General features: G+C 54.3%; 9 protein-coding genes, 2 pseudogenes and 1 other annotated feature. Of the genes and pseudogenes, 6 read left to right on the top strand and 5 right to left on the bottom strand.

The window, feature by feature from the left end; translation table 11 throughout:
* Position 1 precedes the first annotated feature (1 nt).
* The 3 genes from ytxJ to ccpA all read left to right on the top strand — a co-directional run bounded on the left by ytxJ (position 2) and on the right by ccpA (position 3,021).
* Positions 2-334: a bacillithiol system redox-active protein YtxJ gene (gene ytxJ, locus QSJ10_RS11950; RefSeq protein WP_033014501.1), complete on the top strand. Its 333-nt coding sequence runs from the start codon at positions 2-4 to the stop codon at positions 332-334.
* A 228-nt stretch (positions 335-562) separates the two neighbouring features.
* Complete coding sequence (locus QSJ10_RS11945; protein WP_033014585.1) at positions 563-1,645, top strand: bifunctional 3-deoxy-7-phosphoheptulonate synthase/chorismate mutase; 1,083 nt, start codon at positions 563-565, stop codon at positions 1,643-1,645.
* Between the two features lie 383 nt (positions 1,646-2,028).
* Positions 2,029-3,021, top strand: coding sequence for a catabolite control protein A (gene ccpA, locus QSJ10_RS11940; protein ID WP_033014500.1), 993 nt, complete (start codon positions 2,029-2,031; stop codon positions 3,019-3,021).
* Positions 3,022-3,218: 197 nt separating this feature from the next.
* Here the strand turns inward: ccpA and QSJ10_RS11935 are convergent.
* Both QSJ10_RS11935 and QSJ10_RS11930 read right to left on the bottom strand, forming a co-directional pair.
* Positions 3,219-4,154 (bottom strand): annotated as a pseudogene (locus QSJ10_RS11935) (acetoin utilization protein AcuC); the annotation flags it as partial.
* 25 nt (positions 4,155-4,179) lie between these two features.
* Positions 4,180-4,670, bottom strand: a pseudogene (locus QSJ10_RS11930) (penicillin-binding transpeptidase domain-containing protein); the annotation flags it as partial.
* A 100-nt stretch (positions 4,671-4,770) separates the two neighbouring features.
* Positions 4,771-4,995: a binding site (T-box leader), on the top strand.
* Between the two features lie 50 nt (positions 4,996-5,045).
* Between QSJ10_RS11930 and tyrS the strand changes: the two are divergent.
* On the top strand, positions 5,046-6,305 hold the full coding sequence (gene tyrS / locus QSJ10_RS11925) for a tyrosine--tRNA ligase (RefSeq protein WP_033014498.1): 1,260 nt from the start codon (positions 5,046-5,048) through the stop codon (positions 6,303-6,305).
* Between the two features lie 46 nt (positions 6,306-6,351).
* On the opposite strand, the gene rpsD is transcribed toward tyrS, so the two are convergent.
* The gene (gene rpsD / locus QSJ10_RS11920; protein WP_033014494.1) at positions 6,352-6,954 is read right to left on the bottom strand and encodes a 30S ribosomal protein S4; all 603 of its coding nucleotides are present in this window, start codon (positions 6,952-6,954) and stop codon (positions 6,352-6,354) included.
* Positions 6,955-7,286: 332 nt separating this feature from the next.
* On the opposite strand from rpsD, the gene QSJ10_RS11915 reads away from it, so the two are divergent.
* On the top strand, positions 7,287-9,122 hold the full coding sequence (locus QSJ10_RS11915) for a diguanylate cyclase (RefSeq protein ID WP_053532825.1): 1,836 nt from the start codon (positions 7,287-7,289) through the stop codon (positions 9,120-9,122).
* A gap of 54 nt (positions 9,123-9,176) precedes the next feature.
* Here the strand turns inward: QSJ10_RS11915 and QSJ10_RS11910 are convergent, their stop codons facing one another.
* Both QSJ10_RS11910 and hisJ read right to left on the bottom strand, forming a co-directional pair.
* Positions 9,177-9,653: a GAF domain-containing protein gene (locus tag QSJ10_RS11910; protein WP_011232274.1), complete on the bottom strand. Its 477-nt coding sequence runs from the start codon at positions 9,651-9,653 to the stop codon at positions 9,177-9,179.
* Positions 9,654-9,745: 92 nt separating this feature from the next.
* Entirely contained in the window at positions 9,746-10,570 is an 825-nt protein-coding gene (gene hisJ / locus QSJ10_RS11905) for a histidinol-phosphatase HisJ (RefSeq protein WP_053532819.1), read from the bottom strand.
* Positions 10,571-10,762: 192 nt separating this feature from the next.
* Here hisJ and ezrA point away from each other — a divergent pair, with 192 nt between their 5' ends.
* Positions 10,763-12,466 (top strand): septation ring formation regulator EzrA, encoded by a 1,704-nt coding sequence (gene ezrA / locus QSJ10_RS11900; protein ID WP_033014492.1) that lies wholly within the window; start codon positions 10,763-10,765, stop codon positions 12,464-12,466.
* Positions 12,467-12,658: the final 192 nt, after the last annotated feature.

The following is a 12,658-nucleotide window of genomic DNA, read 5'->3' as shown; positions in this document are numbered from 1 at the left end:
CGTGGGAATGGAGAAACTGGAAACCGTCGAACAGTTTGAACGCGTCAAGAAGGAAACGAACCGCTTTTTGTTCGTCAAACATAGCCTAACATGCCCGATCAGCCGAGCGGCGTTCGGCGAATGTGAAAAGTTCGCCGCCGATCACCCGGAGCTCGCGGTATATTGCCTGTACGTTCAAGAAGCGCGGCTGCTCTCGAACTACATCGCCGAGACGACCGGCGTTAAGCACGAATCGCCGCAGGCGCTTTTGTTTGAAAACGGCAAAGTCGTCTGGCACGCGTCCCATTGGGCTATTACGTACGATGCGCTGAGAACGAACATAGCCACCGCCTAGCCGCCTGTCCGCGCGACAGGCGGTTTGTTCTCCTTTTAAACTTTACCACTTAAAAGCGTTTAATCAAAAAAGCATTTTTTTCGTGACAACCGATAAGTCATCGATTATAATAAAGACTAATTACAAAACTTCGATCTTCAAAACGGGGAAGCGCCCCGAACGCAGCCGGCCGGCGGCCGCTATGGGGCGGAAACGATGCATGAAAATGGGCGAAAGGATGAGAGAAGCATGAGCAACGAACGGTTGGAGGAGCTGCGGGCAAGGGTCGATGAGATTAACCTGCAATTGTTGAAGCTGATCAACGAACGGGGGCGGCTCGTTCAAGAAATCGGCAAGATCAAAGAAGCGCAAGGAACGCACCGCTACGACCCGGTGCGCGAGCGGAAAATGCTCGACCTCATTTCCGAGCATAACGACGGTCCGTTCGAAACGTCGACGCTGCAGCACATTTTCAAGGAAATTTTCAAAGCGGCGCTCGAATTGCAAGAAGATGACCATCGGAAAGCGCTGCTTGTCTCGCGGAAAAAGCATCCAGAAAACACGATCGTCGAGGTGAAAGGAGAGCGGATCGGCGACGGCAAACAATATTTTGTCATGGGCCCGTGTGCGGTGGAAAGCTACGAGCAAGTGGCTGCGGTCGCCGAAGCGGTGAAAAAACAAGGCATCAAGATGCTGCGCGGCGGTGCGTACAAACCGCGCACGTCGCCGTACGATTTCCAAGGGCTCGGCGTGGAAGGACTGAAAATTTTGAAACGGATCGCCGATGAGTTTGATTTGGCGGTCATCAGTGAAATCGTCACGCCGGCGGACATTGAAATCGCCTTGGACTATATTGACGTCATCCAAATCGGCGCCCGCAACATGCAAAACTTTGAGCTGCTTAAGGCAGCCGGCCAAGTGAATAAGCCGATTTTGCTGAAGCGCGGCTTGGCGGCGACGATCGAAGAATTCATCAACGCCGCTGAGTACATCATGTCGCAAGGAAACGGGCAGATCATTTTGTGCGAGCGCGGCATACGTACGTACGAGCGGGCGACGCGCAACACGCTCGACATTTCGGCTGTGCCGATTTTGAAGAAAGAAACGCACTTGCCGGTGTTCGTCGATGTCACCCACTCAACGGGGCGGCGCGATCTGCTCATCCCGTGCGCCAAAGCGGCCTTGGCGATCGGCGCCGACGGCGTCATGGCCGAAGTGCATCCGGACCCGGCCGTCGCCTTGTCCGATTCCGCCCAGCAAATGGACATCGCCCAATTCAACGAGTTTATGGAAGAAGTGCGCGCCTTCCAGCGCCAGTTCGTCCAAGCGTAAAGGGCAAAGGGCGGTGTGTCGGCGAAAGAAGACGTCCCATTGTGTTGGGGCGTCTTTTGTTTTTGGGGCAGTGCGAAGCAGGCTGTGGTCGAGGCGGGAAATGGAGGCCGGTTGGGTTGGCGGCATGATAGGGCAACCGAATCGCGCTGTCTGGCGGATTCCTGTTTGCGCTGATGGCCGTTGGCGCCCAGCACAAAAACACGGGGAAACGGCGGGCTTCCTTTTCATGCAATGGCGTGGTTTCGGGAAAACTATCGGTGAACGGTTTGTGAACAAACCGGCAAAAATGGTTGCGATTTCGTTGCGAGTTGGCGATAATGTATCGTATGATAGTTGTACATACATTCGGAATTTGACCGGTTGAGTGAAAAGGAGTGAAAGGAATGACCGTAACGATTTATGATGTGGCGCGGGAGGCGAACGTCTCGATGGCGACTGTTTCGCGTGTCGTGAACGGCAACCCGAACGTCAAGCCGTCGACACGAAAAAAAGTGTTGGAAGCGATCGAGCGGCTCGGCTACCGCCCGAATGCAGTGGCGCGGGGGTTGGCGAGCAAAAAAACGACGACGGTCGGGGTGATCATCCCGGATATTTCGAACATTTTCTTCGCCGAACTGGCGCGCGGCATCGAAGACATTGCAACGATGTACAAATACAACATTATTTTAAGCAACTCCGACCAAAACAAAGAAAAAGAGCTGCATTTGCTCAACACGTTGCTCGCCAAGCAAGTGGACGGCCTGTTGTTTATGGGCGGGACCATCACCGAAGAGCACGTCGCCGAATTTCAAAAATCATCGGTGCCGATCGTGCTGGCGGCGACGGTCGGGCCGGAGGAGATTCCATCGGTTAACATCGATTATGAGCAGGCGGCGTTTGAAGCGGTGACGTATTTGCTGGAAAAAGGAAACCGCCGTGTGGCGTATGTGACCGGTCCGACCGACGATCCGATCAACCAGCGGAAGTTGGCTGGCTACCGGCGCGCGTTGGAAGAGCGCGGGGTGCCATATGACGAAGAGCTGGTCGTTGAGGGCGACAATTCATACGACTCCGGCTTGGAAGCGTATGAGAAAATCGCGGAGCTTGCCGAACGACCGACGGCGGTGTTTGCCGGCACGGACGAAATGGCGCTCGGCATCATCCACAGCGCCCAAGACTATCACGTGCGCGTGCCGGAAGAGGTGGAAGTTGTCGGTTTTGACAACACAAGGCTTGCGACGATGGTGCGGCCGCGGCTGACGACCGTCGTGCAGCCGATGTACGACATCGGAGCGGTAGCGATGCGGTTGCTGACGAAGTACATGAACAAGGAGAAAGTTGACAACCATATCGTCGTCTTGCCGCACCGGCTTGAAGTGCGGGAATCGACGAAATAAGGAGCGAGGCTGATCCGAAAACGCGGAGCGTTTTCGGATCAGCCTTTTTCGCGTTTCCTCTGAACGCGCCTGCCGAGGCGCTCTCGTTTGCGTTTCCCATGCGCCGCCAACAGGCGCGAACCGGCTCGATGGCGCCCATAAAAAGCAGCCCCCTTCGCCTATTGTTTCTGAATTTGGAGGGCGGTTCGGCCGGCCGGTCACCGTGCCGGCCGCTGGCTGCGGATGAAATACAACGCTTTTTCCACCGTCTGGGCATTTTTTTCGCTGATCTCTGCTTTGCGCGGAATCGGGGGATACAAGTCATCCGGGTCGTCCCACTCAAGCGGAAGCGCGAAGGGTGAAAGCGGTTGCTAACGTTCGCGCCACTCATCTGGCGGCGGGCCGGACACATCGGCTTGTCCTGTCATCTCGAGCCAAAGGAGCGCCCATGCCCGCGGCACGACGCGCCAGATGTCATAGCCGCCGACGACGACGGCGATCCAGCGTCCGCCGCAATATTCATGTGCGATTTCGTGCGCGAGCTTCGGAATGGCGCGGTACGTTTTCATCGTCACCGACAAATGGGTGAGCGGATCGTAATAGTGGGCGTCGACGCCGTTTTGCGTCACGATGACATCCGGGCGGAAAAAGTCGGTGATTTCCCGAAGCGCGGTCGTATAGGCGGCGATCCATGATTCGTCTTCCGTGAACGCATCAACGGGAATGTTGAACGAATAGCCGTAGCCTGCGCCTAAGCCGCGCTCGTTGACATTTCCGGTCCCTGGGAACAAATAGCGCCCCGTTTCATGAATGGAAAACGTGCAAACGTTCGGATCGTCGTAAAACGCCCATTGCACTCCGTCTCCATGGTGGGCGTCCGTGTCGACGTACAACACGCGCAGTCCGTATTTCTCCCGGATGTATTGAATGGCGACCGCGCTGTCGTTGTAGACGCAAAAGCCGGACGCTTTGCCGCGGAAGCCGTGGTGCAGACCGCCTCCAAGGTTGAGCGCATGCCCGGCCGCTCCGGAAAGAACCGCGTCGACGGCGGTGAGGGTGCTGCCGACCAAAAGAGCGCTCGATTCGTGCATGTTGGGGAAAATCGGTGTATCCTCGGTGCCAAGGCCGTAGTTTTGCGCCGCCGCTTCCGATATAAATAAAAATGGCGACGGCTGGCGCGATTTTATGCAAATAGTCGATCGGATGGCGGGATCGAATTCTCATATACGTCCGAACAGCCGGGATGTTGAACGATTGCTGCAAGACATAGCGCACCGTGACGAGCCCGTGCGTTTTTCCGTCCGCGTTTTTCGGTGTATACGAACCGATCGAAAGCGACAAGTCGGGAATGATCGTCGCCGGCTGGATGACGCCCATCTCCATCGCCGGCGTGTATACTAAGAGCGGTTTCATCGTTGACCCGTTGGACCGGTGCGCCTGGGTGGCGTGGTTCAACTGCTCGCGCCCATAATCGAGGCCGCCGACGAAGCTGATGATTTTTCCCGTTTTGTTTTCGATGAGCATCGCCCTGACTTCGACCGGTTGGCGATGGAGGTCATTTTTCCTGTTTTCTTGTCTTTGGTGTAATACACATTGTCGCTTCCGTAATACGGGTAGCGGGCGGCGATGCGCTGCATTTGTTCATAAATCTTTTTGTCGATCGTCGTATAACATTGTGGAATTTTGCTGATTTTTCGCCGTTTGTGCGAAAAGCGTTAGGGTTGACAGCGAGCGCATCGCTATGGTAATAGTAATGTATATATTTCATATGAGAAAGCGATGATGGGAACAAGTAGCGGCTGCCTCCCTGGTGCAGAGAGCTGGCGGACGGTGCGAGCCAGTCCACAGGCAGGCGTGAATTACCTCCCTGAGCAGCGATGGCGAACGTTTTTGGCACCTAGTAGCCATCCGCCGGCCGGCGCCGTTATCCAAATGAGTGAGAAAGCACCATGCTTTCTAAGTAGGGTGGTACCGCGACGAACACTCGCCCCTTCATCACGGGCGGGTGTTTTCTTTTGCATGACATTTATAAAGAGGTGAAGGACATGGATTTGCTTGCGGAATTGCAATGGCGCGGGCTCGTCAACCAAACGACGGATGAAGACGGGTTGCGCAAACTGTTAAATGAGGAGCGGGTGACGCTCTACTGCGGGTTTGACCCGACGGCGGACAGTTTGCATATCGGCCACTTGGCCACCATTTTGACGATGCGCCGCTTCCAGCAGGCGGGGCACCGGCCGATCGCTCTAGTCGGCGGAGCGACGGGGTTGATCGGCGACCCGAGCGGGAAAAAAAGCGAGCGCACGCTCAATGCCAAAGAAACCGTCGAGGCATGGAGCGCGCGTATTAAAGAACAGCTCGGCCGCTTTTTAGATTTTGAAGCGGACGGCAATCCGGCGAAAATCAAAAACAACTACGACTGGATCGGGCCGCTGGATGTCATTACGTTTTTGCGCGACGTCGGCAAGCATTTCAGCGTCAACTACATGATGGCGAAAGAGTCGGTTCAATCGCGCATCGAGACGGGCATTTCATTTACCGAGTTCAGCTATATGATGCTGCAGGCATACGATTTTCTCCGCCTGTACGAGACGGAAGGATGCCGCCTGCAAATCGGCGGGAGCGACCAATGGGGCAACATCACGGCAGGGCTTGAGCTTATTCGCAAAACGAAAGGCGAGGCGCGGGCGTTTGGCTTGACGATCCCGCTTGTGACGAAAGCGGACGGCACGAAATTCGGGAAAACGGAAAGCGGCACGATTTGGCTCGACAAAGAGAAAACGTCGCCGTACGAGTTTTACCAGTTTTGGATCAACACCGATGACCGCGATGTGATCCGTTACTTGAAGTATTTTACGTTCCTGTCGAAAGAGGAAATCGAAGCGCTTGAACAAGAGCTTCGTGAGGCCCCAGAGAAGCGGGCGGCCCAAAAGACGCTTGCTGAGGAAGTGACAAAGCTCGTGCACGGCGAAGAGGCGCTCAGGCAAGCGATTCGCATTTCTGAAGCGCTCTTTAGCGGCGACATTGCCAATTTGACAGCGGCGGAAATTGAGCAAGGGTTCAAAGATGTACCGTCATTCGTTCATGAAGGAGGCGACGTTCCGCTTGTCGAGCTGCTCGTTTCTGCCGGCATTTCGCCATCGAAGCGACAAGCGCGCGAAGACATCCAAAACGGCGCCATTTACGTCAACGGCGAGCGCCTTCAAGACGTCGGAGCCATATTAACGGCTGAACACCGCCTTGAGGGGCGGTTTACGGTCATCCGCCGCGGGAAGAAAAAGTATTATTTGATTCGCTACGCCTAAGAAAAAAGATCCGAAATGCTGATGCATTTCGGATCTTTTTTGCGCCTTAACGCGAGTAGAACTCGACGATGAGCGCTTCGTTGATTTCCGCCGGCAGTTCGGAACGCTCCGGCAAGCGGGTGTACGTCCCTTCCATTTTTTCCGGATCAAACGACAAGTAATCTGGAATGTAGTTGTTCGCTTCGAGCGCTTCTTTAATCACTTGCAAGTTGCGCGATTTTTCGCGAACGGCGATCGTTTGTCCCGGTTTGACGCGGTACGACGGGATGTTGACGCGGCTGCCGTCGACCAAAATGTGGCCGTGCGTCACGAGCTGGCGGGCTTGACGGCGCGTGCGGGCCAACCCTAAGCGATAGACGAGGTTGTCTAGGCGCGATTCTAACAAAATCATGAAGTTTTCGCCGTGTTTGCCCGGCATTTTGCCTGCTTCTTCAAACGTTTTGCGGAATTGGCGTTCGTTCACGCCGTACATATGGCGCAGCTTTTGTTTTTCTTGCAGCTGCAAGCCATATTCCGACAATTTCCGCCGTTGCCCCGGACCGTGTTGGCCAGGCGGATACGGACGTTTTTGCAATTCTTTCCCCGTGCCGCTCAACGAGATGCCAAGGCGGCGGGAAATTTTCCACATTGGGCCAGTATAACGAGCCATTCGTTGCTCCTCCTTACGCTTTTATTCCCGTAAAATAAAAGCAGATGTGCGCCAACAATTATGGCCATTTTGTTTTCATGCATCCTCGCTCTCGCAGCTAAGAGTTACACGATGCACCTCGGCGGGTCGAGGAACAAAATGAACCATAAAAGTGGGCACAAAGGCTGCTATATTTTACACAAAGGCTATTATATGATTTTTAGAGGATAAAGTCAACATTTTGTTTCCCTTCTTCTCTATTTGTATGATATAATAAAAAATGCAATTTTTAGAAAAATTGTCATCCCATTCTCTTATTTGGAATGATGATGCCGGTTTGGGTGGAAAAGGCGATGAACAAGGAAGAAATGAAGCGGTATGAATCATTTAAACAAAAATTTTTCCACTGGTTTTTAGCGTTTCAGGACGATAGGCCGTTTTCGGCGGCGGCGGGCGAGTTGCTCGCGCTGCTAAAAGAAGAGCTGGCGCTCGAGCAAGCCGTTTTTTATTTGTACGACCCGGTGCGGGCTGCCTTTTATCCGGAAGCGGCCGCGGTTGGGACGCCGGACGCTAGGCCGATCGCGGCTGATGGAGAGCGGAAAGTCGCTGTTGTCGATGCCGGTGGGCCGCATATGGCGGCCCGGCTCTTTTTCATGCTTTCCGATGAGACACCGGCGATGGTCGAGCTCGTGTATCGAAAAGATGGCGGTTTTGACGAGCGGTTGTTGTGGGAGATCCGGACGGATTTGGCGCGATTGTTTCGGAAACTTAGCGCGGTGCTGCAAGGAGAGGGCGAAGAGAAACGGTATGGACAGCTGCATCACTTTGCCGCAAAAATTCATTCCTCGATGCATATCGATGTTGTGCTTGAAGAAATTATCCGCACGCTGCAAAACGTCTATCCATCATTCACCTACCACCTTCTGTTGTCGCATGACAACCATCTGCGCGGAAATTTGCCGATTAAAACGCTTGTATTGGATGAAAGGGAAAAACAGAAGGCGGCGTTGCGGGCGTTTTTGACTGGACAAGTGCAATGCGAGGTGATGGAGGCGCCGCCGCGCTCGGTGCTGTATGCCCCGATTAAAGGGGTGCAGGCGGTGTATGGGGTGATTGAAATGATCGCCCCATACGCTGCGCCATTTCCAAAACGAGAGATTCATTTTATTTCGCTGCTGGCGAGCACGGCTGGAAGTGCGCTTGAGAACGCCAAGTTGTATGAACAGTCGCGCCGGCTTGTCGCCGATTTGCAGCTGATCAACGACACAATGCGCCAATTGAACGCCCGGCCGCGGCTTCATGAAGCCATTGAGTACATGGTATCGCAAATCCAACAATCGTTCGGCGCGGATGAAGTCGGTTTTTTCTTGTTTGCCGACGGCAAGCGGGAGCTTTTGCCAGGCAGCACGCTGTTTTTTTTCGACCATCGGTCCGAGCCCTATATCGAATGGGTGGAAAAGCGGCGCCAAAGCGGAAATGACATTTTATTTGCCGGTGATGTATGCGTGTCCGCTTTCGGTTCGTTTCGTTCCATCATGGCGGCGCCGATGCAGCAAAACAAGGAAACGAAGGGACTGTGCATTGCGCTCGCCAGCGAGCCATACCGATTTACGTTTGAGATGTTTAAGCTCTTGGAATCCCTCGTTCAACATTCAACGCTGGCGTTTATGAACGCGATGCTGCGCGAAGAGTTCGAGAAGATGGTAGTCACCGATTATTTGACAAAGCTGCATACGCGCCGTTACTTGGACGAGGTGATCCAAACATCCATGGGATCCGATGCATCCGGGGCGCTCATTTTGTTTGACATTGACAACTTTAAGCAAATCAACGATGTGTACGGCCATCAAACGGGCGATAGGGTGCTCGTCCAAGTGGCTGAGACGGTGTGCGCCAACATTCGCGATGGCGATGTGGCGGCGCGTTGGGGCGGGGAAGAGCTGGCGGTGTATTTGCCGAAAGTGCCGCTGTCTGACGCCATTTCGATTGCCCGCCGCATCACAGAAAAAGTCAGAGAACAAACGATTCCGACGGTGACCGTTTCGTGCGGTGTGTCATGGTGGGAGCGCCAAGGCTGCGAGGATGCAAAACAGCTGTTCAAACGAGCCGACGCCGCGCTTTATATGGCAAAAGAGACAGGAAAAAACTGCATTTTTGTGCACGATGACGGTCATTTGTATAAGGTGTAAAAAAAGGAATCCGAGCAAGCGGATTCCTTCTTCGCGCTTGGTGCGCTTTTTTCGTCAGGCGGAAATGAGCACGCTGGCAAACTGCTCCAAGTAGCGGCGGTCGATGTCATCGAAGCGGTTTTTCACCGGGCTGTCGATGTCAAGAACGCCGATGACGCGGTCGTCTTTGATGAGTGGCACGACGATTTCCGATTGAGACGCCGCATCGCAGGCGATATGGCCCGGGAATTGGTGAACGTCTGGAACGACCACCGTCCGCCGTTTGGCGGCCGCCGTGCCGCACACTCCTTTGCCGAACGGAATGCGCACGCATGCCGGCAAGCCTTGGAACGGGCCAAGCACAAGCTCCTCGCCGTCTGCGAGGTAAAAACCGACCCAATTGATGTCGGTGAAAAACTGGTTGAGCAAGGCGGCTGCGTTCGCCAAGTTGGCGATGAAGTTGGGTTCCCCGGAAATGAGCGATTTCAGCTGTTCGATGACGAGCGCGTAATTTTCTTCGCGTGTTCCGTTGTAAGCCATGGGACGAAACATAGAACTAGCCTCCTTTTTCATCATGGTTGGAGCAGGACTCTGGCCTCAACATCCAGCAGGATGCAAGCAGGGAAATGGCTGATTCGCCTATTTTATGACGGCTGCGGGCGGTTGTCAACCGAAAGCGCCTCGCGGTCCATCCTCTCCCGTCCTTGGTGCAAGTCGGCGGCGCGATGGGCGTCGGATCCGTAGACGATTGGGATGCCCCGCCGCCGCGCCTCGGCGATCACGCCGCCCGGCGGATACGGCTCAAGGCAGAGTGGTTTGGCGGCGCCGGCGCCGTTGTAGTCCAATTCATAGCCGAACTGCTTGATGTCATCGAGAATGGAAACAATCCACTCATCCATTGGTTCCAAGCATGGGAAACGGCGTTGGAACTTGCGCACAAGCGTCATATGGCCGATACGTCTCGGTTTGTAGCGGCCAAGCTCCGTGCGGATCGATTGCAGCACTGTTTCGTAGTAGGCGCGGTGGACGCGTTCGACCGATCCGAACAAGCGGACGATGTCGGCGAACATATCTTCGCTGTAATCAAGGCATACATATTGCCCTTCGTAGGCCAAAAAGTGAACCGATAAAATGCTGTCGTCAAGCAGCGGGCCGACCTCGTCGAGCAGGCGGGTTGTTTCTTCCTCAAAGCCAGGAATAAAATCGACTTCGAGCCCGACACGGATGGCAATGTCGTTTCGGTAGCGGGTTTTCACCTCAGCGACGGCGTGCAAATAGCGCTCAAGCTGGCTAAGCTTCATCGAACAGTCCTGGTTGGGCGTTGGATCGATAAACCGCTCAGGAAGCGGGGCATGCTCCGTAAAGGAAATGTCGGTATAGCCCAGTTCGATCGCGCGCTCTACATAGGCCTCAAGCGGATCTTGGCTTCCGTGCGGACAAAACGGCGTATGAATATGCCCGTCGCGCATGATCGATTTTCCTCCTTTCTTCATGTATCATAGAAAAAATAGTGAAGATTCTTGTAAAAAAAATAAAAATTTTGGTCAAAAAATGTCGTTAACATGGTATCATAAAAACATTGAAAAACATATATTTTTGTCTTCCCCGCTATTTTCGTTTGTTCGATAGAAGTAGCTTGAATGCAAGGAGGGCATCAGCGGATGGGAATGGCATGGATCGTTCTGCTCCTCGGATCGGGGGCAATCATATATAATCATGTGTACCGAAAGCGGATGTACCGGGAAATCGATCGGCTCGAGGAATGGAAAATCAACTTGATGAACCGGCCGGTACCGGATGAGCTGGCGAAAGTGAAACAGCTGAATATGACAGGGGAGACGGAGCAGCTGTTTGAACGATGGCGCCAGCAATGGGACGACATTGTGGCAGTGAAGCTGCCGAATGTGGAAGAACAGCTGTTTGACGCGGAGCGGCTGCTCGACAAATACCGCTACCGGCAGGCGCGCCGGCTGCTTGGGCAGATCGCCGACGGATTGCGTCGTCTTGAGGAAGAAGTGCATGAAATCATTCATGAAGTGAATGAGTTGATCGGCAGCGAGGAACAAAGCCGGGCGGAGATCGAGGAGCTGCGTGCGGCTCACCGGGAAGCGAAAAAGACGCTGCTTGCTTACCGTTATACGTTCGGTTCGGCTGCCGACTTGCTTGACGTCCGTTTAACGGAAGCGGAAAAGCAGTTTCAGCGGTTTGCCGAATTGACGGAAGCCGGCAACTATTTGGCGGCGCGCGATGTGGTTCTGACACTGAAGGAAGAGCTCGGCCGGCTCACAGCCATGATGGAAGATATTCCTAAACTTCTTGGCGAATGCCAAACGTCGTTGCCAGCTCAGCTCGCTGAGTTGGCTGATGGCTATCGAGAGATGGAAGAGCGCGGATACATCCTTGACCATTTGCACATGGAGCGCACGCTTCAGGAAAAACGGGAAAAAATCGAGCAATGTCTGGCCATGATCCATGAGCTGCGCATCGAAGAAGCGAAGCAGATTGTCGCTGAGCTGAAAGAAGAGATCGACGCGCTCTACGATTTGCTCGAAAACGAAGTGCTCGCGCATCAATATGTGCAAACGGAAATGCCGCGCCTCAGCGGCATGCTTCAGGAGCTCGCCGCCGAGGCGAAGGAAACCGAGGCCGAGGCGCTGTTCGTCCAGCAAAGCTACCATTTGGCGCCAAGCGACCTCGAAAAGTACCGGAGCATCGAAAAGCAGCTGCACCAGTTGCAAAAGCGGTTTTTTCTCATTCAAGACCGCGTTGCCGAGGCGAAAACAGCGTATTCGCTCCTGAAAGAGGAGCTTGAGCAGCTTGTGTCTCAGATCGACCTCATGAAGGAAGAGCATGAACAGTTTCGAACGATGCTGCAGACGCTGCGCAAAGACGAATTGATCGCCCGCGAAAAGCTTGACGGCATGAGAAAAACATTGGCCGAGGCTCTCCGCCTTGTGCAAAAAAGCCGGCTGCCGGGGCTGCCTGAACCGTATGCGCTTGAATTGGCGGAAGCGAGACGCAGCTTGCAAGCCGTTGCCGCGCGTCTTGAAGAAAAGCCGCTTGACATGCCGGCGGTCGACCAAGCGTTGGAGGAGGCGAAAGCGGCTGTGGAACGGTTGTATGAGCGGACGGTGGAAATGATCGAACAGGCGACGCTGGCGGAGCGGACGATTCAATACGGCAACCGCTACCGCCGCCGCTATCCAGCGGTCCGCAAAGGGCTGGAAGAAGCCGAATTTTTATTTCGCCATTATGATTATGAGGAGGCGCTCCGGCAGGCGGTGGCGGCCGTTGAAGAAGTCGAGCCGGGCGCGTTTGACCGTGTGCAGAAATTATGGCAGGAGGATAACAGCCGCGAACAGTGATAAACCACCCGATCACGAGTATTGATTATCCATTATTTTACCTAAAAAACACAGAATCATATGGCTGAACACAAGCTTTTCTGCCTCTTCCCTCAAACAAGAACGCCGCCCGGAATATCTTGAATGAGGGGCTTCGTTTGCTGTCTTCGTAAGGCAGCCAAACCGTGGGACGCACGGGGATGGCTTGGCTGA

Source organism: Geobacillus stearothermophilus ATCC 12980 (genome assembly GCF_030369615.1).
Lineage (GTDB): Bacteria > Bacillota > Bacilli > Bacillales > Anoxybacillaceae > Geobacillus > Geobacillus stearothermophilus.
The sequence above is the reverse complement of the archived record's forward strand: the minus strand, read 5'-3'. Positions and strand labels throughout refer to the sequence as shown.

Coding starts and splice junctions, on each gene's coding strand:
- QSJ10_RS11945 (WP_033014585.1), top strand. CDS start 563: ATGAGCAACGAACGGTTGGAGGAGCTGCGGGCAAGGGTCGATGAGATT.
- ccpA (WP_033014500.1), top strand. CDS start 2,029: ATGACCGTAACGATTTATGATGTGGCGCGGGAGGCGAACGTCTCGATG.
- tyrS (WP_033014498.1), top strand. CDS start 5,046: ATGGATTTGCTTGCGGAATTGCAATGGCGCGGGCTCGTCAACCAAACG.
- rpsD (WP_033014494.1), bottom strand. CDS start 6,954: ATGGCTCGTTATACTGGCCCAATGTGGAAAATTTCCCGCCGCCTTGGC.
- QSJ10_RS11915 (WP_053532825.1), top strand. CDS start 7,287: ATGAACAAGGAAGAAATGAAGCGGTATGAATCATTTAAACAAAAATTT.
- QSJ10_RS11910 (WP_011232274.1), bottom strand. CDS start 9,653: ATGTTTCGTCCCATGGCTTACAACGGAACACGCGAAGAAAATTACGCG.
- hisJ (WP_053532819.1), bottom strand. CDS start 10,570: ATGCGCGACGGGCATATTCATACGCCGTTTTGTCCGCACGGAAGCCAA.
- ezrA (WP_033014492.1), top strand. CDS start 10,763: ATGGGAATGGCATGGATCGTTCTGCTCCTCGGATCGGGGGCAATCATA.